Raw genomic sequence first — 20739 nt, forward strand, 5'->3', positions numbered from 1 at the left:
TGCCTGTTACTGGTCTGTAAGGAACCAGGTAGTACCGATCAGAAAGTGCAGTTGCTGAATGGCAATCTGCAGGTCATTAAGTTCATCGCGGAACTCAGTGCCATATTCCTCATGTTCAAAGTTACCCATGACAACACGATGAACCTTGCGTATGGCCGCAATCACTTTTTCCGAACGGGGCAGAGCCTCCGCAGCATTAATCAGTTCGCTCAGGCAAAAACCGACCGAACGCGGGAAGTGAGGATCTGTCATCAGAAACTCCACCACTTTCGGCCCCTTGATTGAGCTGCGCATAGCACGACGATACGGCTGGTCGGCATTCAGTGAGCGGACAACATTCCCCCAGATAATCTGGCGGCTGTTCACCGCGTGCTCATCATCTTCGACCTGCATGATGGCGGCAACGCCCGCATCCAGATTCCGGGTCGTCATGTCGGCTCGCTCAATGTTCTGGCCAAGCATCAGCATTTCCCAGCCTTCGTCCCGAGGCATACTGACGTACAGCAGACCTGCGATCTGCTGGCAGGATTTGATCAGGTATTCGAGAAATTCATGACGATTACTGCGGTTGATGCCCTGCGCCAGGTTCTCCTGAACATACAGGCTCAGTTCATTAACCAGCTCCCAGGCCTCTGCGGGGACCACATCGCGCGTGGTGCGGATGTTCTCGCGGATTGCGCGCAAGGAAGATACGACAGAGCCAGGATTGGAATCATCACCAATCAGGAATTTCACCACGTTACGCTCGTCCTGAACGGTATAGCGCTCAGCAAACGCAGATTCGAGGCTGTTAATGACGATCAGGTTATACCAGCCCAGGTTAACCTGACGCGGCATATCAAACAGCAGCATGTCATAGATGCTGACCAGGCGTGCTGTGTTCTCTACCCGCTCAAGATAACGGGCAGCCCAATAAACGCGTTCTGCAACTTTTGAAAGCATCAGGATTTACTCGTTCCGGTATCTACAATCCAGGTGTCTTTACTGCCACCGCCCTGAGAAGAGTTCACCACCAGCGACCCCTTCTTCATTGCCACCCGGGTTAATCCACCGGTGGTGACATAACTGTCTTTGCCCTGAAGGATGAAGGGTCGCAGGTCGAGGTGTCGTGGCTCGACTTTATTACGACCAATCAGTGTTGGAGCAGTCGACAGTGCCAGCGTTGGCTGAGCAATGTAGTTACGCGGGTTCGACTTAATCAGATCGGCAAACTGCTCCCGTTCCTTTTTCGTAGAATGAGGCCCGACGAGCATGCCGTAGCCGCCAGACTCGTTCGCCGGCTTGACCACCAGCTTATCCAGATTCGCCAGGACATATTCACGTTGCTTATCGTCGTAGCAGAGGAATGTTTCGACGTTCGGGATCAGTGGATCCTGATCCAGATAGTATTTGATAATTTCCGGAACGTAGGCATAGATCACCTTGTCGTCGGCTACGCCCGCACCCGGAGCATTTGCCAGTGCGACCTTACCTTTGCGCCAGGCGCGCATCAGCCCGGGGACACCCAGTACAGATTCCGGATGGAAGACTTCCGGGTCAAGGAACATGTCATCAATACGGCGATAAATAACGTCCACACGCTCAAGACCAGCGATGGTCTTCATGTATACGCAGTCGTCTTTACCGACGATCAGGTCGCTGCCTTCTACCAGCTCAGCCCCCATGCGCTGCGCCAGAAAAGCGTGTTCAAAATACGCTGAGTTGAAAATGCCGGGCGTCAGTACCACCACAACCGGGCGCTCGTCTTTGCGCGGAGACAAAGAGGCAAGCATGTTAAACAGGTTCTCCGGATAATCACCGACCGGGGCAATATTCACCTTTTCAAAGACTTCAGGAAGAACTCGCTTCATGATCGACCGGTTTTCAAGCATGTAAGACACGCCCGACGGTACCCGCAGGTTATCTTCAAGAACGTAGAACTGGCCATCCTTATCGCGCACCAGATCGGTGCCGCAAACGTGTGCCCACACACCAAAGCGGGGCGATACGCCCTCACACTCTTTGCGGTAGTTCTTCGACTGTTTCAGCACAAACTCAGGAACGATCCCATCTTTCAGAATCTTCTGATCGTGGTAGAGGTCATCGATAAACATATTCAGCGCCTGCAGACGCTGCTTGAGCCCTTCTGCCGTTTTATCCCACTGATTACGGGAAATGACACGCGGAACAATATCAAACGGCCAGGCACGGTCGATATTCCCACCCTCGGTATAGACGGTGAATGAAACCCCCATGTCTTTGATGGTGGATTCCGCCGCAATCTTCCGGGAGAGAATATCTTCTTCGGTGAGGCTACTCAGATAGTTTGCCAGCTGGCGCGCTGGCTGACGGGCATTTCCGGGAGAGCTGATCAGCTCATCGTAGAATCCGTCCTGCAGTTCATACTGCTTCCAATCGATAGACATAACTTCCTGTCTCAACAGGTAAACGACACATAACCCACGACGAAAAACCGCCGCTGCCAATCAGACCGCAATATACACACCCGGGTCACACAAGAATGTCACATTTGTCACTTTTCCATGCTTTTTGACGGGGATTTGCGAAACCACTCAGGCACCCGGTTCACGGATACGAAGCGGAACACCAACACGGCGTGCACCAGCGCAATGATCAGCCCTATGGCAGCATCACCGGCTTCCATCAGGTCCCACACCATCATGGGCAGGGTAAGAATCGGGAACCAGGCAAAGTAGCGGAAAAAAATCCGCTCAAACCGGGTGGTCGGCTGTTCAGGATTATTGTGCGTGGACATCATATTTCTCCTCATGATCACTCCTCAGAGGAACACAGAGCCCTGCTCACCGGTATTAGTCTAAAGTCGCACATATCCGGCCTTTTAAGATAACCCGGGAATCGCTGCTAGACTGAAAGTTGACCACTATTAAGGAAAGCGCATTAACGTGACTCTGAGATTGCTGTTCAGTCTGATCACAGTTCTGTCCCTGAGCGGCTGCCTCCAGGAGGATACGCCCCTGCGTATCGGTACGAACGTATGGCCGGGCTACGAGCTACTATATCTTGCGAGAGATAAAGGGCTGCTGCCGGAAAATCACGTCCGGCTGGTTGAACTGCCCGCAGCGACCGATGTGATGGAGGCCGTCATGGTTGGCCGGCTGGAAGGCGCCGCAGTGACGCTGGATGAAGCCATTCGCCTGCGCGAGCGTGGCGCCCCCGTGGTCGTCATTCTCGTCTGCGACATATCAGATGGCGCAGACGCCGTACTCGCCCGGGAATCGGTCAGGGACCTCGCCGATATCAAAGGCCGCGTTGTGGCTGTTCCCTTTGATTCTGTCGGGCTGCTCGTTCTGGACGCTGCTCTGACAGAAGCGGGCCTGACGCTCAACGATGTTACTCTGCGCGACGTTCCGCCGGGTCACCATGTGTCTGTGCTTGAACAGGGTAAAGCCGATGTACTGGTCAGTTTCGAGCCCTTCAGCAGCCATCTTCGTGACCGCGGTGCAGTCACCCTGTTCGACAGCTCTGCCATTCGCGGACGCATTGTCGATGTGCTGGTCGTACGTCAGGAGGCAATCGACGATCACCCGGAGAAAGTCAGTTCGCTGACCCGCGGTTTCCTGGAGGGACGGCGGGTACTTATGGCACACAGAGAAGAGAGCCTTGCTCATATCAACCGCCGCCTGCAGTTATCCCCTTCTGAGCTTCAGACGGTGTATAACAAGCTTCATATTCCCGGTGCAGAAGAAAATAAACGCCTGCTGGATAAAAGCAGTGGACGCCTGATCCGCACCTCCGAAGCTCTGACCACCCTCATGAAGCTTAACGGAATGCTGGGCTCACCTCCTGATCTGAGCGGTTTTATCACCGACGAATTTATTCCGGAGCCCTGAAATGCAGCAGCGCTCCATTACCCTGATTCTGCGCAACTGGTCGGCCCTTATGCTTGGGGTAGTGATCATCTCGCTCGGGTATTTTCTGCTGCAACTGCGCCTTGATCACTTCGAGGAATCCTGGCACCACCGCATTCTGTTTGAACTGGAGTCACTCCAGAATACGATCGAAAGTAACTACTCAGATCACGACCAGATTGCCGCGGACAGTCAGCTGGCTCTCATGGCCACCGATCATCAGGTTCACTATCTCGCGCTCTTCTCTGGCGAGAACAACAACACCCTGTTGAGCACGCGCCGCGCTGATATCCAGAACACGCTGCCGGTCCGCCTCGGCGAACTGAGTCTGAACCCGGATGTCCGCATGATTCAGATTGAACGGCACCTGAACAATTTCTACGTACTCTATCCGGTACGGCTCAAAAGCCAGGACCCACTGCGTCCTCAGAATGCTTGGCTATACGCCCACTACGATGCCGACCGCGATTACCGCATGATGCTCCTGTCGACGGCAGGCAAAGTTCTGCTGATGGCGCTTCTGGTACTGGCGTATCTGTTGATACAGAATCAGCTGGTCAAACAGTATCTGATTAACCCCATCCGCAACCTGGTACGGATAACGACGTCGCTACAGGAGGGGAAGCTCGGGCAGACGACCAAGACCGCTGCTTCTGTGGAGCTGGGAAAGCTCGAAGATGCGGTGAATGAACTCAGCATTCACCTGGCAACTTCCCGCCTGCAGATCCAGCAACAGCAGGCCCTTACCTCAGCCTTCACTCTTGCCTTCCCGGATGTCGGCCTAGTAGTCAACAGCAGCGGTATCATCCGCGGCCGCTTCGGAAATCAGTCCAGCCCGGTCATACGTCTCAACAGCGACCTGATAGATACCCCATATACCGCCTGGGCAAACCTGTCTGAGGTACACGCGATTGAACAGAGCCGGCGCCGCGCACTGGATACCGGAGAGCTGATCGTGCATGAGTTCCGTCACGATGACCTGTGCCTGGAATCCCGCATGGTCCCACTGCCGGAGGAGGAAGGCGATGAGGGCGAAAAGCGCGGTATCATCTGGCTGATCCGTGACATCACTGACCTGAAGCGCAAGCAGCAACTGATCGAGTACCAGGCGAATTATGATCCACTGACCGATCTTGCCAATCGCCGGATGGCGCTGCAGGAGCTGGACCGCCGGGTGCACGAAGCGGCCCAGAAAGCGCTCTGGGGGGCTGTGCTTTTTATCGACCTCGATCACTTCAAAACGATCAACGACTCACTTGGACACCCCATTGGTGACCGCCTGCTGATTGATATGTCCCGCCGGTTAAAAGACTGTGCTGCCGACGGCGACCTGATTGCCCGCCTTGGGGGTGATGAATTTCTGGTGATCTCCGGCGAGCTGGCGACCAACGCTGACGAAGCGGGAAGGCTCGCCATGCAGCTGGGTGAACGCCTGTTGGACACCATCCGTCAGCCGGTCATTATCGACGTCAATAATTTCCACCTGTCTGCCAGTATCGGGATCGCGCTGTTTCCAACCAGCGCATGCAGCGCCAACGATCTCGTTCGCCAGGCGGATACCGCTATGTACCGGGCCAAGAAGGAAGGACGCTCGCGTATTTCAACCTACAACAGCCATATGCAGGAAGAAACGCGGGAGCGACTACACTTATTTAATGACCTCTACCAGGCAATTCAGGAAGAGGCTTTCACTCTGGTGTTCCAACCTCAGGTTAACGCCAGTGGCGAAATCACGGGGGCTGAAGTGCTCTGTCGCTGGATCAATCGCGGCCAGTCGGTATATCCGGATGTCTTTATCGCCGCTGCCGAAGAGACGAATCTTATTCTGCCGCTGGGTGACTGGGTACTTGCCCAGGCCTGCCGCGTACTGAGCGAATGGCACAGCCAGAACTGCCTGCCTGAAAGCTTTCGTAAGCTGGCAGTGAACATCAGTGCCGCACAGTTTATGGCTCAGGATTTTGAATCTCAACTGATGCAGACCGTCCAGGCCAGTGGTATTTCCCCTGACATGCTGGAACTGGAGCTGACGGAAAGCCTTTTCATGGGCGACAAAGACCTGATCAGAGAAAAGATGCAGCGCCTGCACGAACTCGGCTTTACCTTTGCGCTGGACGACTTCGGCACCGGTTACTCTTCACTCAGCTATCTGCAGAAACTCCCCATCGACAAACTTAAGATCGACCGCTGCTTTGTCATGGACATCGAAGGCGACGCTCCGCAGGCCAGTATTGTTGATGCCATCATTCAGCTCGGCAGTAATCTGAAGATGGAAATCATCGCAGAGGGAGTAGAGTCACAACAGCAAAGGAATTACCTCTGCGACCAGGGGTGCCTGTTATACCAGGGATATCTGTTCAGCCGACCACTGCAGGAAAAGCGGTTCCTCTCGTTTATCAATCCCGCCAGTCCCTCCTGAACTGGCACTTCACTTGCTCATTATCCCCTGCACACCCGCACTGCACGCGGGCGATGCTCTGGTTTCGCACCACACCAGAGCACCCCGGTGTTGCTGATGCCTCACAATCAATCAGGAGAACAACATGATGGATAAAGCCACCATGACCGAAACCATCATCGCGCAGAAACTGGCCAAAGGCCTGAGCTGGGAAACGATGGGCACCGACCTTGGTATGTCGCCAGTCTGGCTGACATCTGCCTGTCTGGGCATGAACAGTGCACCAAAAGAGAAGGCCGCAGCGATTGCCGAATATCTTGGCCTGGGCAGCGACGTCGCCACCGCACTGGAGGCTTACCCGACCAAAATCTGGGATCAGGCCGTTCCGACTGATCCGCTGGTCTATCGTCTCTACGAAATCGTGGGCGTCTATGGAGAGACATTGAAAGAAGTGATTCAGGAGAAGTTCGGTGACGGCATTATGAGCGCCATCGACTTTTCGATGGAGGTCGACAAAATCGAAGATCCCAAAGGTGACCGCGTACTGTTAACGCTGAATGGCAAATTCCTGCCCTACAAGAGCTGGTAACTTTCAGAACAGGTCGAGCATCTGATCCCGCAGCCACATGATCGCGGGATCCCGCTCTGACTTGCTGTGCCAGTAGAGATGTATGTCCACGGGCTCCGACAGCACAGGCAGCGGGCGGGTGACATGCTTCTCCGGGTTCAGCAGATATCCGGCAAAGGTCTCAGGCAGCGTCAGCAGCATATCGGTGTCGCTGATCACCTGTAGAGCCGAGAGGTAATTCTGGCAGCGCAAACGGATATTGCGGTTATGACCTGCACGGGACAGCGCAAAATCCTCCACCCCGGGACCTTCCGGGCGGCTGGATACCAAGATGTGATCCGCAGCCACGTATGCATCCAGGTTCCACGTCGTTAATGCCAGTGGATGATGCCGACGCATCGCAACAACCAGCGACTCTGACAGCACATGGCGGTGTCGTAGCTCATCACTGACGGGCAAAAGGACGTCCGCTGCCAGATCAACACGACCGTTTGCCAGTGCAGCCTCCATGTCCCGGCGGGACAGGCGGACACTGCGCAGGCGCACAGCCGGAGCAATGTCCTGGAAGCGGCACATCAGTTTATTCAGCGTCGCTGACTCCATTGCATCGCGGCAGGCAATGGTGAACTCACGGTCCGACTCCGCTGGATCGAATGCCAGCCCCTCGGCCATCGCCGATTCCAGTTCAGCGAGTGCAGCACGCACACGCGTGACAATGGCCTTTGCCATGGGCGTTGGCTGGACACCTTTGCCTGCGCGCTCAAACAGGGGGTCATCAAAGTTTTCGCGCAGGCGCGCCAGTGCATGACTGACCGCTGGCTGCGAGAGACTGAGCTTATCTGCTGCCCGTGTCAGGTTCTTTTCACGGTAAATCGTGTCGAACACCACGAAAAGATTCAGATCAACACGGTTGAGCCCATCCCGCTTCGCGCCTGGCTTTGCCATTCGCTCAGAAACCCGGACGACCGGCAGCAACCAGCTGCTCACGGAAGGAGGCCGCCATCTGTACCCGCAGAGGTTTCCCCATCTGATTACGTGGCACTGAATTCACCCGGAACAGGTGCTGAGGAACCGCCACCGGATTAAGCTCTGCACGTAAAGCGGCCTGCAATGCCGGAATATCAAAATCTTCCGGAATCACCAGTGCCGCTGCGACTTCGGCAACACCCAGTTTATTCTCAACACCAAACACCGCAGCGTCTTCAATGCCGGGATAGCTCTGCAGGAAATTATCAATCAACACCGGGCTGATTTTTTCTCCGCCACGGTTAATGACTTCGGCCTCCCGAGCGCTCAGTGTGAGCAGGCGCTCGCTCGATAAGCTGCCACGATCTCCGGGGTAAAACCACCCGTCGCGGAACGCATCGGCATCCACATCATTCAGGTAACCGCTGATGTTAGCAGCACTCCGGACCCGCACAATGCCCTCTGCTCCGGGCAGAAGCACCTCATCGTTTTCATTGACGATCTCCACATCCACCTGAGGACGGACGTAGGCTGTCTTAGTAAGGTCTGCCGGCGAATCCAGCTTCACCATGCCCGTACCCCCGGCTTCTGTAGAGCCGTAAATGCTGTACACGTCGACATTGAATGTCTGCAGAATGGCGTTCAGCAGCCTCGGGCTGACGGCACTGCCAGCCATACGGATTTCCTTCAGCGCAGGCAGTGGTGTGCGCTCCCGCTCATAAATCTGCAGAAACTTGGATATCTGCGCGGGTGAACCGGTAAGGCACGACATCCCGGTACGGGCCAGTAAACCGACCAGTCCAGCTTCAGAAAATACGGTGAAATACGGGCGGCCAGCGCGCCAGGAGTATAGCGCTGATGATAAACCGCCGATGGTCGAGAGCGGCATCAGGTTGAGGCCATCCCCCAGAGGAGACACCCAGTCTCCGATCAACTGTTCAACCCGGTGCCGGAGAGAATTGAGACTCAGAGGCGCTCCCTTGGGAATTCCCGTGGTGCCGCTGGTAAGAATGATTCTGACGCACTCATCAGCCTCATACCGCGCAGCAGGCTGATCTGCCGGATACGCACCGAGCCCGTTAAACCATGCCTGATCAATCCGGATCACATTCTCGCCTTCGATCCCGTCGCGGTCAGTGACGATCCAGTCCGGGGTAAATGGCAGCTCATCACCGACCACAGCTCCCGGGTGAGCCGAACAGGACACACAGCCTCGATGAAACAGAGCCGCTGTCGCAATCCACTCGATATTAGGCTGCATAAGAACGTAGATTTTCTGGCCGCTGTTAACGCCCTGGGAAGCCAGCCGCGCAGACATCCTCGCACTCAGATCACGCAACTGAGAAAAGGTCAGCGATTCCTGGCCATTACTCAATGCGGTTTTATTGCCATGGATGCGTGCCTGCTGCTCGAGCAGTTGATAAAGGTTGTTCATATCCGGGTCCGTACTGCAGATTGGATGGGTCAGAATAATTGACGCAGAGAAAAGCGCAATGCATTGACGGTAGCATTTGCCTCTCTACCGTCATCATTTTCCGTATTGGCGTCCCATTTCATAATGCGATGAAGAAAGCTGACATCGGCTTCCAGCGTGCGCGTGATGTTACCGACAAGAGCCAGTCCGAATTTATAAGAGACCGCCTCGTTATCAGCGCCCTCCTGGTTGAAAAAGCTTTCCGCCTTGGCAGAACTGCGATCGCCATAATAACGTTGCAGTCCTGCGCCTATGATCAGATACGGCCGTAGCCGTCTGGTGGGATCTCCCGGCAGCCAGAGATCAGCATCCATCCCGGAAGTGATCCAGTCTCCGCTCGAGTCGACCAGGCGCGCCCAACTAACTTCAAACCGAACCGCCTGCGGGCCGACGCCCCCCAGTGCGATAACCGGGGCTGCGACATCATAGTTGCCCTGTCCGGTCAGACTCTGGTCAAGCTTACCCGCCTCATATCCCAGGCTGAGATACCAATGCCCCTGACCGCTGTAGTCCTCGTAGTAGGTATTGGCATAGACGAGTACCGAGGAGCAACACCAGAGTATTAAAATCAGACATGTCCGCATAACCGTAAACCCTGCAACATCATCTGCTGATAATACACGGGATAAACGGCGCAGTGATCAGAAGACAGCTTCAGGCTGTCATTTTAAGAAAAGAGAAAGGCCGGCAATACCGGCCCTGAGGTTCACTGAAACAGAATCCGGAATCCTGCACTGGCATAACTGAAGTCATTGCCCAGGTCGTAGTCAAAGGTGTTTCCGTTGCTATCGGTGTAGTTCAGATCTTCCCAACCAATCGATGTGTAGTGATAACCCACATCAAGCTCCAGCTGTGGCACCACCTCTATAAGCAGACCCGCACCACCGGACAGAGCGAAACCCCGCAGGTCTTCATTCTTACCAGCGATATCTTCGTGAGAGCCTACATAGTTAGTGAAGCCAAATCCCAGGCGCACGAATGGACGCACCCGGAACTCCGTGACAGTGATCACTGCATCGAGATTGAGACTGGTGATCTGTTCATCAGACCAGTCGTCACTGGAAAGATCGTTCTGCACATACGAAATCTCAAAACGATTATCCTGGTGACTGCGGAAACCAAGGGTAAAGCGGGTAAGATCATGATCAACATCAGAGCTGAAGTCCTGATCACCGATCAGATAGGTCTCCTCACCGGAGCCCGTTCCCAGCTCGGCACCCAGATACACAACCGGGCGTTCCTTGATTTCGAGTGCCGATACTGTGAAAGGCACCACTAACACAACGAATGACAACAATGCTGTTCTGTTCATAAACAATCCATGTAATTAAGACCTCTGATGCTCGCCTAAAGGCGAGCCTTATTGATCAGAAGAGTACTCGTCCACCAATACTGATAACGCTCAATGAGTTGCTCGTCTCGAAATCGGTCTCAAAGACTTCAACTGTTTCCCATACAATCGCTTTCATCCGGTAAGAAGCATCTAACTCGAAATTATCAGCTGCGGAAAAAATCACACCACCGCCTAACTGAAAAGACAGGCCTCCGAGGTCATCGCCATCGTCAATAAACTCTCCCGTATCTTCATAGGTCGCTATGCCAATACCGCCGGTGATGTAGGGTGTAATTTCGTCAGAAGGAAACAGAAGAATGCCATCGAATTCGAGAATATTGACATCACTCTCGCCGCCACCATCAAACTCAAAGTCATAAGTGTTGTATGACCCTTCAAGTCGCAGGCGCTCATCAAGTATGAGACCGGCGGAAAGTCGGATTGTCGACACATCTAAGTCATCTTCATACTCTTCGTCGTCAAACTCGATTGTCTCATCACCCGAACCGAAGCCAAAATTCACGCCCAGATAAAGTTTCTTTTCAGGCTCCTGTGCCTGAGTGAAGGATGATGCCAGCGTTAAAGCGATAGCAGATGCTAATACAGTTTTCTTCATCATTGCTCTATTTCCATATTTTCCTTGAGTACGCTACAACGAACCACCCAGCTTTCTAGATAATCATCTGTTTCAGCGACATTGATGGTTCAAGCCAAAAAAAACCCGCCGTAGCGGGTTCTTTCTGATCCGATAAAACTCAGTGCTTACCAAGTTTCTCACGGATCTGCTGAATCGTACGCAGCTGTGCTGCCGCTTCAGCGAGCTGAGTCAGTGCGCGGGAGTAATCAAAGTCTGCACCCTGATTCTCAATCGCCTGTTCAGCATGTTTCTTAGCCTCCAGTGCGGCAGCCTCGTCGATATCTTTCGCGCGTACGGCGGTATCGGCAAGGATAGACACTGAATTTGGCTGTACTTCGAGATAGCCGCCAGACACGTAGACAATCTCTTCTTCACCGCCTTGTTTTACAATGCGGACCGGGCCTGGTTTCAGCGGGCTCAGCAGGGCTGCGTGGCCGGGTTCAATACCCAGATCACCCAGAGTACCTGATGCAATCACGCGCTCTACCAGTCCGGAGAAGAGGTTCTCTTCTGCGCTGACGATATCGCAGTGGACGGTCATTGCCATAGTGTATTCCTCTGTTCAGAGGAGGCAGAGCGCTGGGCTTTCACTCAGCGCCTGCCCGCCCATTACATTTTACCGGCTTTCTCAACAGCTTCGTCGATAGTACCAACCATGTAGAACGCTTGTTCTGGCAGGTTATCGTAGTCGCCGTTCAGGATGCCAGAGAAACCACGGATGGTTTCTTTCAGAGACACGTACTTACCAGGCGCGCCTGTGAAGATCTCTGCCACGTGGAATGGCTGAGACAGGAAACGCTCGATCTTACGTGCACGGGCAACCAGCTGCTTATCTTCGTCAGACAGTTCGTCCATACCCAGAATCGCGATGATGTCCTTCAGCTCTTTGTAGCGCTGCAGTACACCCTGAACGCCACGAGCGATGCTGTAGTGTTCGTTACCGATTACCAGTGGATCCAGCTGACGAGAGGTAGAATCCAGCGGGTCGATTGCTGGATAAATACCTTTTGCAGCGATGTCACGAGACAGTACTACTGTAGAGTCAAGGTGAGCAAAGGTGGTCGCTGGGGATGGGTCAGTCAAGTCATCCGCTGGTACGTATACGGCCTGGATCGAGGTGATCGAACCAGTCTTAGTAGAAGTAATACGTTCCTGCAGTACACCCATCTCTTCAGCCAGAGTTGGCTGGTAACCTACCGCTGAAGGCATACGGCCCAGCAGTGCGGATACTTCAGTACCTGCCAGAGTGTAACGATAGATGTTATCGACGAACAGCAGTACGTCTTTACCTTCGTCACGGAACTTCTCAGCCATGGTCAGACCAGTCAGTGCTACACGCAGACGGTTGCCTGGTGGCTCATTCATCTGGCCGTATACCATTGCTACTTTCGACTTGGCTTTGTCGTCCAGGTTTACAACACCGGATTCAGCCATTTCGTAGTAGAAGTCGTTACCTTCACGAGTACGCTCACCAACACCTGCGAATACAGACAGACCGGAGTGTGCCTTCGCGATGTTGTTGATCAGTTCCATCATGTTTACGGTTTTACCTACACCGGCACCACCGAACAGACCAACTTTACCACCCTTAGCGAACGGACATACCAGGTCGATTACCTTGATGCCAGTTTCCAGCAGGTCTGTAGAGTTCGCCTGCTCATCAAACGATGGTGCAGCGCGGTGAATTTCGTAACGCTCTTCTTCGCCGATCTCACCACATTCATCGATCGGGCGACCGAGAACGTCCATGATACGACCCAGAGTTGCATTACCTACTGGTACACGGATAGGTGCGCCAGTGTTGGTTACTGGAAGGCCACGCTTCAGACCTTCAGTGGAGCCCATCGCAATAGTACGGACAACACCGTCGCCCAGCTGCTGCTGAACTTCGAGGGTGGTCTCGGTACCATCTACGGTCAGGGCGTCGTAGACCTTAGGCACGCTGTCACGTGGGAATTCCACGTCGATTACGGCGCCAATGATCTGTACGATACATCCGCTCATTTTCGGTTCCTCTTAACTTAAACCTTTCGTTACCGGGCTTATACCGCCGCGGCACCGCCAACGATTTCTGAAATTTCCTGGGTGATAGCCGCCTGACGAGCTTTGTTATACAGCAAGTTCAGCTCGGTGATCATGCTACCGGCGTTATCGGTGGCGTTTTTCATTGCCAGCATACGCGCGGCCTGTTCACAGGCGTTGTTTTCTACTACACCCTGATACACCTGAGATTCTACGTAGCGCACCAGCAGACCTTCGAGGATCTCTTTGGCGTCTGGCTCGTAGATGTAGTCCCAGTGATGCTTCAGTGTTTCGTCTTTTTCTGCCTTGAGTGGCAACAACTGCACCGCTTCAGGCGATTGGGTCATGGTGTTCACGAAACGGTTGTAGATGATGTACAGACGATCGATACGACCTTCGTCGAACGCTTCCAACATCACTTTAACCGCACCGATCAGGCTGGCCAGCTCAGGTGCATCGCCCAGTTGAGACTGAGACGCTACTACCTTGCCGCCAAAGCTGTTGAAGAACAGAGATGCCTTAGAGCCAATAGCACAGTATTCGACTTCGACACCTTTGCCCTGCCAGTCTTTGGCTTGCTGTGAGAGGCGCTTGAACAAGTTGTTGTTCAGACCACCACAGAGGCCACGGTCGGAAGACACCACGATATAGCCAACTCGCTTGACGTCGCGGTCCTGCAGATAACGATGACGGTATTCAGATGTGGCATTCGCCAGATGACCGATCACATCACGGATTTTATCCGCGTATGGACGGCTCTGCTGCATGCGCATCTGAGCGCGACGCATTTTACTTACAGCAACTTTTTCCATTGCTGAAGTAATTTTCTGCGTGCTTTTTACGCTCGTAATCTGCTCTTTAATTTCTTTACCGACTGCCATAGTGCAACCTTGTTTAGCTGAGTGAATCCAGCTGGCGGCTTGCCTTAACAGCAACCGCCAGCACCGGACTTACCAGGTCTGAGTGCTCTTGAACTTCTCGATACACTCTTTCAGACCTGCCGCGATCTCATCGTTGTAGTCGCCCTTAACGTTGATCTTCGCCATCAGTTCAGCGTATTCGCTGTTGGCGTAGCTCAGCAGAGCGGCTTCAAATGCCTGGATCTTGGCAACTTCAACATCTTCAAGGAAGCCTTCAGTAGCAGCATAAATCGACAGACCCATGTCTGCAGTAGACATTGGAGCGTACTGACCCTGTTTCATCAGTTCAGTAACGGCTTTACCGTGCTCCAGCTGCTTACGGGTAGCTTCATCAAGGTCAGATGCAAACTGAGCAAATGCTGCCAGTTCACGGTACTGAGCCAGTGCCAGACGGATACCACCGCCAAGCTTCTTGATGATCTTGGTCTGTGCGGCACCACCTACACGAGAAACCGAGATACCTGCGTTCATCGCCGGACGGATACCGGAGTTGAACAGGTTAGTTTCCAGGAAGATCTGACCGTCGGTAATAGAGATCACGTTGGTCGGTACGAACGCGGATACGTCGCCGCCCTGGGTCTCAATGATAGGCAGAGCAGTCAGGGAACCAGTCTTACCTTCAACACCGCTTACCTGCTTAACGTAGTCAGCGTTTACGCGACATGCGCGCTCCAGCAGACGGGAGTGCAGGTAGAAAACGTCACCTGGGTATGCTTCACGGCCCGGTGGGCGCTTCAGCAGCAGGGAGATCTGACGGTATGCCCATGCCTGTTTAGTCAGGTCATCGTATACGATCAGAGCGTCTTCGCCGTTGTCGAGGAAGTATTCACCCATCGCACAACCACCGTACGGAGCCAGGAACTGCATTGCTGCAGGATCGGCTGCGCCAGCGGCAACGATGATGGTGTTTTCCAGAGCGCCGTGCTCTTCCAGCTTACGTACAACGTTAGCGATAGAGGACTGCTTCTGACCTACAGCTACGTAGATACATTTAACGCCAGTGTTTTTCTGGTTGATGATGGCGTCGATAGCCATCGCCGTTTTACCAGTCTGACGGTCACCAATGATCAGCTCACGCTGACCACGGCCAACCGGTACCATGGAGTCAACAGCTTTGTAACCAGTCGGCAGAGGCTGATCAACACCCTGACGTGCAATAACGCCCGGTGCAACGCGCTCTACTGGAGCTGAGGTAGAAGTCTCAATAGGACCTTTACCGTCAATCGGGTTACCCAGAGCGTCAACTACACGGCCCAGCAGGGCGTTACCAGTAGGTACTTCCAGGATGCGGCCGGTACACTTCGCAGTCTGGCCTTCAGCCAGACCTTTGTAGTCACCCAGTACAACAGCACCAACGGAGTCACGCTCCAGGTTCATTGCCAGGCCGAATACGCCGCCTTCAAATTCAATCATTTCACCGTACATGGCGTCAGCCAGACCGTGAATACGAACGATACCGTCGGATACAGATACGACAGTGCCCTCGTTCTGGGCTTGTGAAGTTACATCAAGGCTTTCAATTCGCTTCTTGATTACTTCGCTGATCTCAGATGGATTCAGTTGCTGCATGAATCGTCCCTCAAACTAGGATTTCATCGCTTCGGCTAACTTCGACAGTTTGCCAGTTACGGTACCGTCAATAACCAAGTCCCCGGCACGTATGATCGCACCACCGATGAGAGACTCATCGATTTCACTGGTCACACGCACATCACACTGCAGTTTGGCTTTCAAAGCTGTTGCCAGTTTGTCAGCCTGAGCATCGCTAAGCTCGAATGCAGAAGTCACAACTACATCAACAGTGTTCTGCAGTTGAGCTTTCAGCTCTTCGTAGAGCGCCGCGATTTCAGGCAATAAAGCCAGACGCTTGTTTTCGGCCAGAATGGCCACCAGGTTTTTGGCTGCTTCGTTCAGCTTGTCGCCACATACGTCGATAAGTGCCTGTGCCTGCTTCTCAGAAGTCAGAGACGGGTGCACCAGTACTTTTGCCAGATCGGCATCTGCTGCAAATGCAGACAGAGTTGCCAGGTCGTCAGACCAGGCGTCGAGTGCACTCTTCTCGCTTGCTTCAGCAAACACGGCCTTAGCGTATGGCCGAGCGAGAGTTGTTAATTCAGCCATGGAAAACCTCGCTTAGAGCTCTTCGGCCAGTTTATCCAGCAGCTCGTTGTGAGCTGTTGCATCTACTGATTTGCCAAGGATTTTCGCTGCACCGGCTACTGCCAGTTCAGACACCTGCTTACGCAGAGCTTCTTTAGCGCGGTTTGCCTCTTGCTCAACTTCAGCTTGAGCAGCAGCTACGATGCGCTGACCTTCGGAACGAGCAGATTCTTTTGCTTCGTCCACGATCTGGTTAGCACGCTTATTCGCTTGCTCGATGATTTCAGCAGCTTTTTCTTTCGCAGCACGCAGCTGGTCAGCGGCTTCTTTCTGAGCCAGTTCCAGATCACGTGCAGCGCGGTTAGCTGCGTCCAGACCATCAGCGATTTTCTTTTCGCGTTCTTGCATAGCCGTCAGCAGGTGAGGCCATACAAACTTCATGCAGAACCACACGAAGACGCCGAAAGTGATGATCTGGCCGATCAGAGTCAAATTTATGTTCACGCCAGAGCCCTCATGTTCGTTGATTAAGGAAGTTCGTTAAAAAATGAACCCTTAGGCAGCGAACATCAGGTACAGGCCCAGACCAACACCGATCATAGGTACGGCGTCAAGCAGACCAGCGATCAGGAACATCTTGCCCTGCAGCATTGGACCCAGTTCAGGCTGACGAGCAGTACCTTCCAGCAGACGACCACCCAGCAGACCGAAGCCGATAGCAGTACCCAGAGCACCCAGACCAATCATCAGAGCCGCAGCCAGGAATACCAGACCTTGTTCCATAATTTTCTCCAAATAGAAGTTAAGTTAGTGAGTTAAAAGTTAAATTGTGGCTCTGCCTGCAATCACAGCCAGAGCCGGTTAAACCCTTGTTACCGGCGATTCAGATCAATGATCTTCGTGCGCCATGCTCAGATACACGATGGTCAACATCATGAAAATGAACGCCTGCAGCGTGATCACCAGGATATGGAATACCGCCCATGCCCACTGCAGAACACCAGCCATCAGGCCCAGTGCAATACCGGCAGAGAACATCAGAGCAATAAGGATAAAGATCATCTCACCGGCGTACATGTTTCCGAACAGTCGCAGACCCAGAGAGATTGGCTTAGCGATCAGGGCCACAGATTCCAGGAAGAAGTTCACCGGAATGAAGATAGCCTGAACTACAGGATTCTTAGAGTTGAACGGGTGCAGCGTCAGTTCACCAACGAAGCCACCGATGCCCTTGATTTTGATCGAGTAGAAGATCATCAGAGCGAATACGAAGATCGCCATACCCAGAGTGACGTTCACGTCAGTGGAAGGTACGACTTTCATGTAGCCAACGCCCATAGCGCCGAAGAGGGCAGGCAGTACGTCGACAGGGATAAGGTCCATGAAGTTCATCATGAAGACCCAGGTAAAGATAGTCAGAGAGAGCGGTGCCACCAGAGCGCTGCGGCCGTGGAAGGCTTCCTTCACAGTGTTGTCGATGAACTCAACGATCATCTCAACAAAGTTCAGCATACCGCTTGGTACGCCAGTGTGTGCTTTCTTCGCCATGCGCCAGAACAGGAACATGATCAGAGCGCCAAGACCGAAAGACCAGCCCAGGGAGTCAACATGTACTGCATTGAAGCCCATCGCAGCAGCTTCATCACCGCCGTGTGCCATTGTCCAGGTGGATTCTGTCAGCTCTGTAGTGGAGCCGTCTTCGTTGTGACGAACATAACCTGCTGGCAGTTTGCCAAAGGTCAGATTGGTCAAGTGGTGCGAGATATACTCTTGGGAGTTACCAGCCATCGTTCACTCTCAAATCTTAAGGTTTATAAATTGGCAATTCTCGCCGAGGCGATGTGCCCCAGCTGCACTGTTATGAATCCTGCAAACAGTGCCAGAACATTCAGAGGCTCAACGCGTTGGAAGATGACACCAAAACACAACGCCGTGAGCACAAACTTCCAGGACTCTCCCTGGTAAAACGACTGCACCACCTGAGTGGCTGATCTTGCACCTGTGTAGCGGAATGCTCGCCAGATAAAGTAGGCGTTTGGCAAGGCACATGTGAGTCCTCCCAATAACGCCGAATAGGCAGCTACATCGCTATGCATCCAGGCCAGAGCGGCGGAAATCAGTGTCAGGGCAAGCTGTAAAATAATGACCCTGTAGACCGGTGGACGCGGTATCGAAGACAACCTGTGCTCCACTTATCAGTACGATTTCTGCAACACCCTGTTCGGGCAACCCATTTTCAGGGCGCGGAGATTATAGGGGGTCAGCCTCTGCGCTTCAACCGCTCAGACGTGAAAGAGAGAAGAAATATAGGACGCAGCACGCCACGTCAGGGGAGGGGATGCGGCCAGCTCAGCGGCGGCGCACGTCTACGGTAACACCCGTTGCAGGCAGCACAGGGGCCGTATTCAGGATTCGGGGAGCGTTTTCTGACGATCTTGAATCGCTGGGAAGCGTGTCGCGTTCAAGCTCTTTATCCCGACTATTCTCCTGATTGTCCTCAAGATTCACCTCAGTGAAGTAGTCGACCCGCGTCTGCTTCAGCTGAGTATCATCCAACATTTCCATCAGACGGGGGGCAGCAAGTACGTGAACGCTTACCAATGAAAGAATGAAAGTAAGTGATAGATACTTCATAGTCGACTCCTGAATACTTGTTAAGTATAGACAGAGGTCGACTATGGTCAGGCAGACTGACAGGTTAGCCAGTTATTTAATGTGCGCGATGATACCGTCGAGTTCATCGAGGTTGGTGTAGTTGATCACCAGCTTTCCCTTCCCTTTTGCTGAGTGCTGGATAGCAACTCTGGCCCCCAGCTTTTCGCCCAGCATACGCTCCAGGCGCTGCACATCCGGATTCGGCCGGGAGTCTACTTCTTTCTTACCGCTGCCTGACTGGAGATTACGCACCAGAGCCTCGGTCTGCCGGACAGTCAGAGCCCGGCTGACCACGTCATTGGCGGCAGTACTCTGCTGATCACCTGAAAGCCCCAGTAGCGCACGGGCATGCCCCATTTCAATGTCACCATGCTCGAGCATCTTTTTGACATCGTCATTCAGGTTCATCAGGCGCAACAGGTTGGCCACCGTCGCACGGTTTTTACCGACGGCTTCAGCGACTTCCATCTGAGTCAGTTCGAATTCATTCTGCAGACGGTGAAGCGCCATGGCTTCTTCCATCGGATTCAGGTCTTCACGTTGAATGTTCTCAATCAGCGCCATGGCAATGGCCGCTTCATCGGGCACATCCCGCACCAGGGCAGGCACCTTATCCAGCTGCGCCAGCTGAGTTGCACGCCAGCGACGCTCACCGGCAATAATCTCAAAGCGATCCGTCTGCCCCGGCAGAGGCCGCACAACGATTGGCTGCATCAGGCCCTGCGCCTTAATCGACGCCGCCAGCTCCTCCAGCGCCTCAGGCTGAATATCACGGCGCGGCTGATAGCGGCCGGGCTGTACCCACTCAACAGGCAGGTGCCTTAATTCACTCTGTACACCAAGTGCTGCGACTGCCTGCGCTTCAGGCACGGATGTATCGGGGGCGTCGCCGCTGACCGTCGGTACCGCATCTGCCCGGCTGCTCGCCAGCAATGCATCCAGTCCACGACCAAGCCCACGTTTTTTCTTTGCTACCATCAGTTTCTGCCTGCTTCAGCAACGCCCTCAGGCGCTTGCTGCTTCTTTTTTTGCTGCCGCTTTCATACGGCGATTCAGTTCTCCGGCCAGCGCGAGATACGCCATCGCGCCGCGGGATGATTTGTCGTATATCAGCACCGGAACCCCATGACTGGGAGCTTCCGCCAGACGGACGTTTCTCGGAATCACCGAGGTAAACAATCTGTCACCAAAGTGCGCTGCAAGCTGCTCTGACACGTCATTCGTCAGGCTGTTTCGTGGATCATACATGGTCCGGATCAGCCCACTGATTTCCAGCGCCGGATTAGGGCCGGTCTGGATGGACGTGATTGTCTGGATCAATGCGCTGAGACCCTCCAGAGCGTAGTACTCACATTGCATAGGAATAAGCACGCCCTGCGCCGCCACAAGAGCATTCAGAGTCAGCATATTCAGCGATGGTGGACAGTCGATCAGAATGTAGTCGTAGGAAGACTTTAGCGGCTCCAGTGCCGCCGCCAGGCGACGCTCACGCCTTTCAACTTCCATCAGCTCAACTTCTGCTGCAGTCAGATCACCATTGGCTGGCAGCACATCAAAGCCTGCCGCTTCACTGCGCTGCACAGCATCAATGGCAGCGCATTCGCCCGTCAGTACCTCGTACATCGACTGCTCGAGGTCATATTTGTCAACGCCACTGCCCATGGTGGCATTTCCCTGAGGGTCCAGGTCAATCAACAGCACCCGGCGTTTGGTCGCCGCCAGTGACGCGGCAAGATTCACTGCCGTGGTCGTTTTACCGACACCGCCCTTCTGGTTCGCAATGGCAAAAATATGAGTCAC

Annotated in this window: 23 protein-coding genes; 3 read left to right on the forward strand and 20 right to left on the reverse strand. The window is 53.7% G+C overall.

The genetic code is table 11. The annotated features are described in order from the left end of the window. Window positions 1–6: 6 nt before the first annotated feature. From Q1L85_RS00085 to Q1L85_RS00095, 3 genes are all read right to left on the reverse strand, one after another. A complete protein-coding gene (locus tag Q1L85_RS00085; protein ID WP_300431923.1) occupies window positions 7–942 on the reverse strand; it encodes an alpha-E domain-containing protein in 936 nt (311 codons plus the stop codon). Continuing rightward, complete coding sequence (locus tag Q1L85_RS00090) at window positions 942–2405, reverse strand: circularly permuted type 2 ATP-grasp protein (protein ID WP_300427030.1); 1464 nt, start codon at window positions 2403–2405, stop codon at window positions 942–944. The genes Q1L85_RS00085 and Q1L85_RS00090 overlap by 1 nt, the downstream gene beginning before the upstream one ends. Window positions 2406–2512: 107 nt before the next feature. Further along, window positions 2513–2758 (reverse strand): hypothetical protein, encoded by a 246-nt coding sequence (locus tag Q1L85_RS00095; RefSeq protein WP_300427031.1) that lies wholly within the window; start codon window positions 2756–2758, stop codon window positions 2513–2515. Between the two features lie 145 nt (window positions 2759–2903). Between Q1L85_RS00095 and Q1L85_RS00100 the strand changes: the two genes are divergently transcribed. From Q1L85_RS00100 to cynS, 3 genes are all read left to right on the forward strand, one after another. Then, window positions 2904–3851 (forward strand): ABC transporter substrate-binding protein, encoded by a 948-nt coding sequence (locus Q1L85_RS00100; RefSeq protein ID WP_300427032.1) that lies wholly within the window; start codon window positions 2904–2906, stop codon window positions 3849–3851. Window position 3852: 1 nt separating this feature from the next. Further along, window positions 3853–6285, forward strand: coding sequence for a bifunctional diguanylate cyclase/phosphodiesterase (locus tag Q1L85_RS00105; protein ID WP_300427033.1), 2433 nt, complete (start codon window positions 3853–3855; stop codon window positions 6283–6285). 127 nt (window positions 6286–6412) lie between these two features. Then, window positions 6413–6853: a cyanase gene (cynS, locus tag Q1L85_RS00110; protein ID WP_300427046.1), complete on the forward strand. Its 441-nt coding sequence runs from the start codon at window positions 6413–6415 to the stop codon at window positions 6851–6853. Between the two features lie 3 nt (window positions 6854–6856). On the opposite strand, the gene Q1L85_RS00115 is transcribed toward cynS, so the two are convergent. The 17 genes from Q1L85_RS00115 to Q1L85_RS00195 all read right to left on the reverse strand — a co-directional run bounded on the left by Q1L85_RS00115 (window position 6857) and on the right by Q1L85_RS00195 (window position 20739). Further along, window positions 6857–7777: a LysR family transcriptional regulator gene (locus Q1L85_RS00115; protein WP_300431926.1), complete on the reverse strand. Its 921-nt coding sequence runs from the start codon at window positions 7775–7777 to the stop codon at window positions 6857–6859. Window positions 7778–7781: 4 nt separating this feature from the next. Then, entirely contained in the window at window positions 7782–9233 is a 1452-nt protein-coding gene (locus Q1L85_RS00120; RefSeq protein WP_300427037.1) for a class I adenylate-forming enzyme family protein, read from the reverse strand. A 29-nt stretch (window positions 9234–9262) separates the two neighbouring features. Then, window positions 9263–9856, reverse strand: a complete 594-nt coding sequence (locus Q1L85_RS00125; protein ID WP_300427039.1) for a hypothetical protein — start codon at window positions 9854–9856, stop codon at window positions 9263–9265. A 122-nt stretch (window positions 9857–9978) separates the two neighbouring features. Beyond that, window positions 9979–10584: an outer membrane protein gene (locus Q1L85_RS00130; protein ID WP_300427040.1), complete on the reverse strand. Its 606-nt coding sequence runs from the start codon at window positions 10582–10584 to the stop codon at window positions 9979–9981. Between the two features lie 55 nt (window positions 10585–10639). After that, window positions 10640–11224: an outer membrane beta-barrel protein gene (locus tag Q1L85_RS00135; protein WP_300427041.1), complete on the reverse strand. Its 585-nt coding sequence runs from the start codon at window positions 11222–11224 to the stop codon at window positions 10640–10642. A 136-nt stretch (window positions 11225–11360) separates the two neighbouring features. Continuing rightward, window positions 11361–11789, reverse strand: coding sequence for a F0F1 ATP synthase subunit epsilon (locus Q1L85_RS00140; protein ID WP_300427042.1), 429 nt, complete (start codon window positions 11787–11789; stop codon window positions 11361–11363). A gap of 62 nt (window positions 11790–11851) precedes the next feature. Further along, complete coding sequence (gene atpD, locus Q1L85_RS00145; RefSeq protein WP_300427043.1) at window positions 11852–13246, reverse strand: F0F1 ATP synthase subunit beta; 1395 nt, start codon at window positions 13244–13246, stop codon at window positions 11852–11854. Window positions 13247–13284: 38 nt separating this feature from the next. Continuing rightward, a complete protein-coding gene (atpG, locus tag Q1L85_RS00150) occupies window positions 13285–14145 on the reverse strand; it encodes a F0F1 ATP synthase subunit gamma (protein WP_300431930.1) in 861 nt (286 codons plus the stop codon). A gap of 69 nt (window positions 14146–14214) precedes the next feature. After that, on the reverse strand, window positions 14215–15753 hold the full coding sequence (gene atpA, locus Q1L85_RS00155) for a F0F1 ATP synthase subunit alpha (protein ID WP_300431932.1): 1539 nt from the start codon (window positions 15751–15753) through the stop codon (window positions 14215–14217). A 15-nt stretch (window positions 15754–15768) separates the two neighbouring features. Next, the gene (locus Q1L85_RS00160; protein ID WP_300431934.1) at window positions 15769–16305 is read right to left on the reverse strand and encodes a F0F1 ATP synthase subunit delta; all 537 of its coding nucleotides are present in this window, start codon (window positions 16303–16305) and stop codon (window positions 15769–15771) included. Between the two features lie 12 nt (window positions 16306–16317). Continuing rightward, on the reverse strand, window positions 16318–16788 hold the full coding sequence (locus Q1L85_RS00165) for a F0F1 ATP synthase subunit B (protein WP_300431936.1): 471 nt from the start codon (window positions 16786–16788) through the stop codon (window positions 16318–16320). A 51-nt stretch (window positions 16789–16839) separates the two neighbouring features. Continuing rightward, window positions 16840–17067 carry a F0F1 ATP synthase subunit C gene (gene atpE / locus Q1L85_RS00170; protein WP_015488783.1) on the reverse strand — a complete coding sequence of 76 codons (228 nt, stop codon included), beginning with the start codon at window positions 17065–17067 and terminating at the stop codon, window positions 16840–16842. Between the two features lie 105 nt (window positions 17068–17172). Next, window positions 17173–18072: a F0F1 ATP synthase subunit A gene (atpB, locus tag Q1L85_RS00175; protein WP_300431938.1), complete on the reverse strand. Its 900-nt coding sequence runs from the start codon at window positions 18070–18072 to the stop codon at window positions 17173–17175. 23 nt (window positions 18073–18095) lie between these two features. Next, a complete protein-coding gene (locus Q1L85_RS00180) occupies window positions 18096–18464 on the reverse strand; it encodes a F0F1 ATP synthase subunit I (RefSeq protein ID WP_300424557.1) in 369 nt (122 codons plus the stop codon). Window positions 18465–18633: 169 nt separating this feature from the next. Continuing rightward, window positions 18634–18918 (reverse strand): hypothetical protein, encoded by a 285-nt coding sequence (locus Q1L85_RS00185; protein ID WP_300424559.1) that lies wholly within the window; start codon window positions 18916–18918, stop codon window positions 18634–18636. A 72-nt stretch (window positions 18919–18990) separates the two neighbouring features. After that, the gene (locus Q1L85_RS00190; protein WP_300424561.1) at window positions 18991–19917 is read right to left on the reverse strand and encodes a ParB/RepB/Spo0J family partition protein; all 927 of its coding nucleotides are present in this window, start codon (window positions 19915–19917) and stop codon (window positions 18991–18993) included. A gap of 27 nt (window positions 19918–19944) precedes the next feature. Further along, entirely contained in the window at window positions 19945–20739 is a 795-nt protein-coding gene (locus Q1L85_RS00195) for a ParA family protein (protein WP_300424563.1), read from the reverse strand.

Source organism: uncultured Thalassolituus sp. (assembly GCF_950066645.1).
Taxonomy (GTDB): domain Bacteria; phylum Pseudomonadota; class Gammaproteobacteria; order Pseudomonadales; family Oceanobacteraceae; genus Thalassolituus.

Coding starts and splice junctions, on each gene's coding strand:
- atpB (WP_300431938.1), bottom strand. CDS start 18,072: ATGGCTGGTAACTCCCAAGAGTATATCTCGCACCACTTGACCAATCTG.
- Q1L85_RS00085 (WP_300431923.1), bottom strand. CDS start 942: ATGCTTTCAAAAGTTGCAGAACGCGTTTATTGGGCTGCCCGTTATCTT.
- Q1L85_RS00190 (WP_300424561.1), bottom strand. CDS start 19,917: ATGGTAGCAAAGAAAAAACGTGGGCTTGGTCGTGGACTGGATGCATTG.
- Q1L85_RS00160 (WP_300431934.1), bottom strand. CDS start 16,305: ATGGCTGAATTAACAACTCTCGCTCGGCCATACGCTAAGGCCGTGTTT.
- Q1L85_RS00115 (WP_300431926.1), bottom strand. CDS start 7,777: ATGGCAAAGCCAGGCGCGAAGCGGGATGGGCTCAACCGTGTTGATCTG.
- cynS (WP_300427046.1), top strand. CDS start 6,413: ATGGATAAAGCCACCATGACCGAAACCATCATCGCGCAGAAACTGGCC.
- atpA (WP_300431932.1), bottom strand. CDS start 15,753: ATGCAGCAACTGAATCCATCTGAGATCAGCGAAGTAATCAAGAAGCGA.
- Q1L85_RS00125 (WP_300427039.1), bottom strand. CDS start 9,856: ATGCGGACATGTCTGATTTTAATACTCTGGTGTTGCTCCTCGGTACTC.
- atpE (WP_015488783.1), bottom strand. CDS start 17,067: ATGGAACAAGGTCTGGTATTCCTGGCTGCGGCTCTGATGATTGGTCTG.
- Q1L85_RS00130 (WP_300427040.1), bottom strand. CDS start 10,584: ATGAACAGAACAGCATTGTTGTCATTCGTTGTGTTAGTGGTGCCTTTC.
- Q1L85_RS00105 (WP_300427033.1), top strand. CDS start 3,853: ATGCAGCAGCGCTCCATTACCCTGATTCTGCGCAACTGGTCGGCCCTT.
- Q1L85_RS00120 (WP_300427037.1), bottom strand. CDS start 9,233: ATGAACAACCTTTATCAACTGCTCGAGCAGCAGGCACGCATCCATGGC.
- Q1L85_RS00185 (WP_300424559.1), bottom strand. CDS start 18,918: ATGAAGTATCTATCACTTACTTTCATTCTTTCATTGGTAAGCGTTCAC.
- Q1L85_RS00140 (WP_300427042.1), bottom strand. CDS start 11,789: ATGGCAATGACCGTCCACTGCGATATCGTCAGCGCAGAAGAGAACCTC.
- Q1L85_RS00135 (WP_300427041.1), bottom strand. CDS start 11,224: ATGATGAAGAAAACTGTATTAGCATCTGCTATCGCTTTAACGCTGGCA.
- Q1L85_RS00095 (WP_300427031.1), bottom strand. CDS start 2,758: ATGATGTCCACGCACAATAATCCTGAACAGCCGACCACCCGGTTTGAG.
- atpG (WP_300431930.1), bottom strand. CDS start 14,145: ATGGCAGTCGGTAAAGAAATTAAAGAGCAGATTACGAGCGTAAAAAGC.
- atpD (WP_300427043.1), bottom strand. CDS start 13,246: ATGAGCGGATGTATCGTACAGATCATTGGCGCCGTAATCGACGTGGAA.
- Q1L85_RS00090 (WP_300427030.1), bottom strand. CDS start 2,405: ATGTCTATCGATTGGAAGCAGTATGAACTGCAGGACGGATTCTACGAT.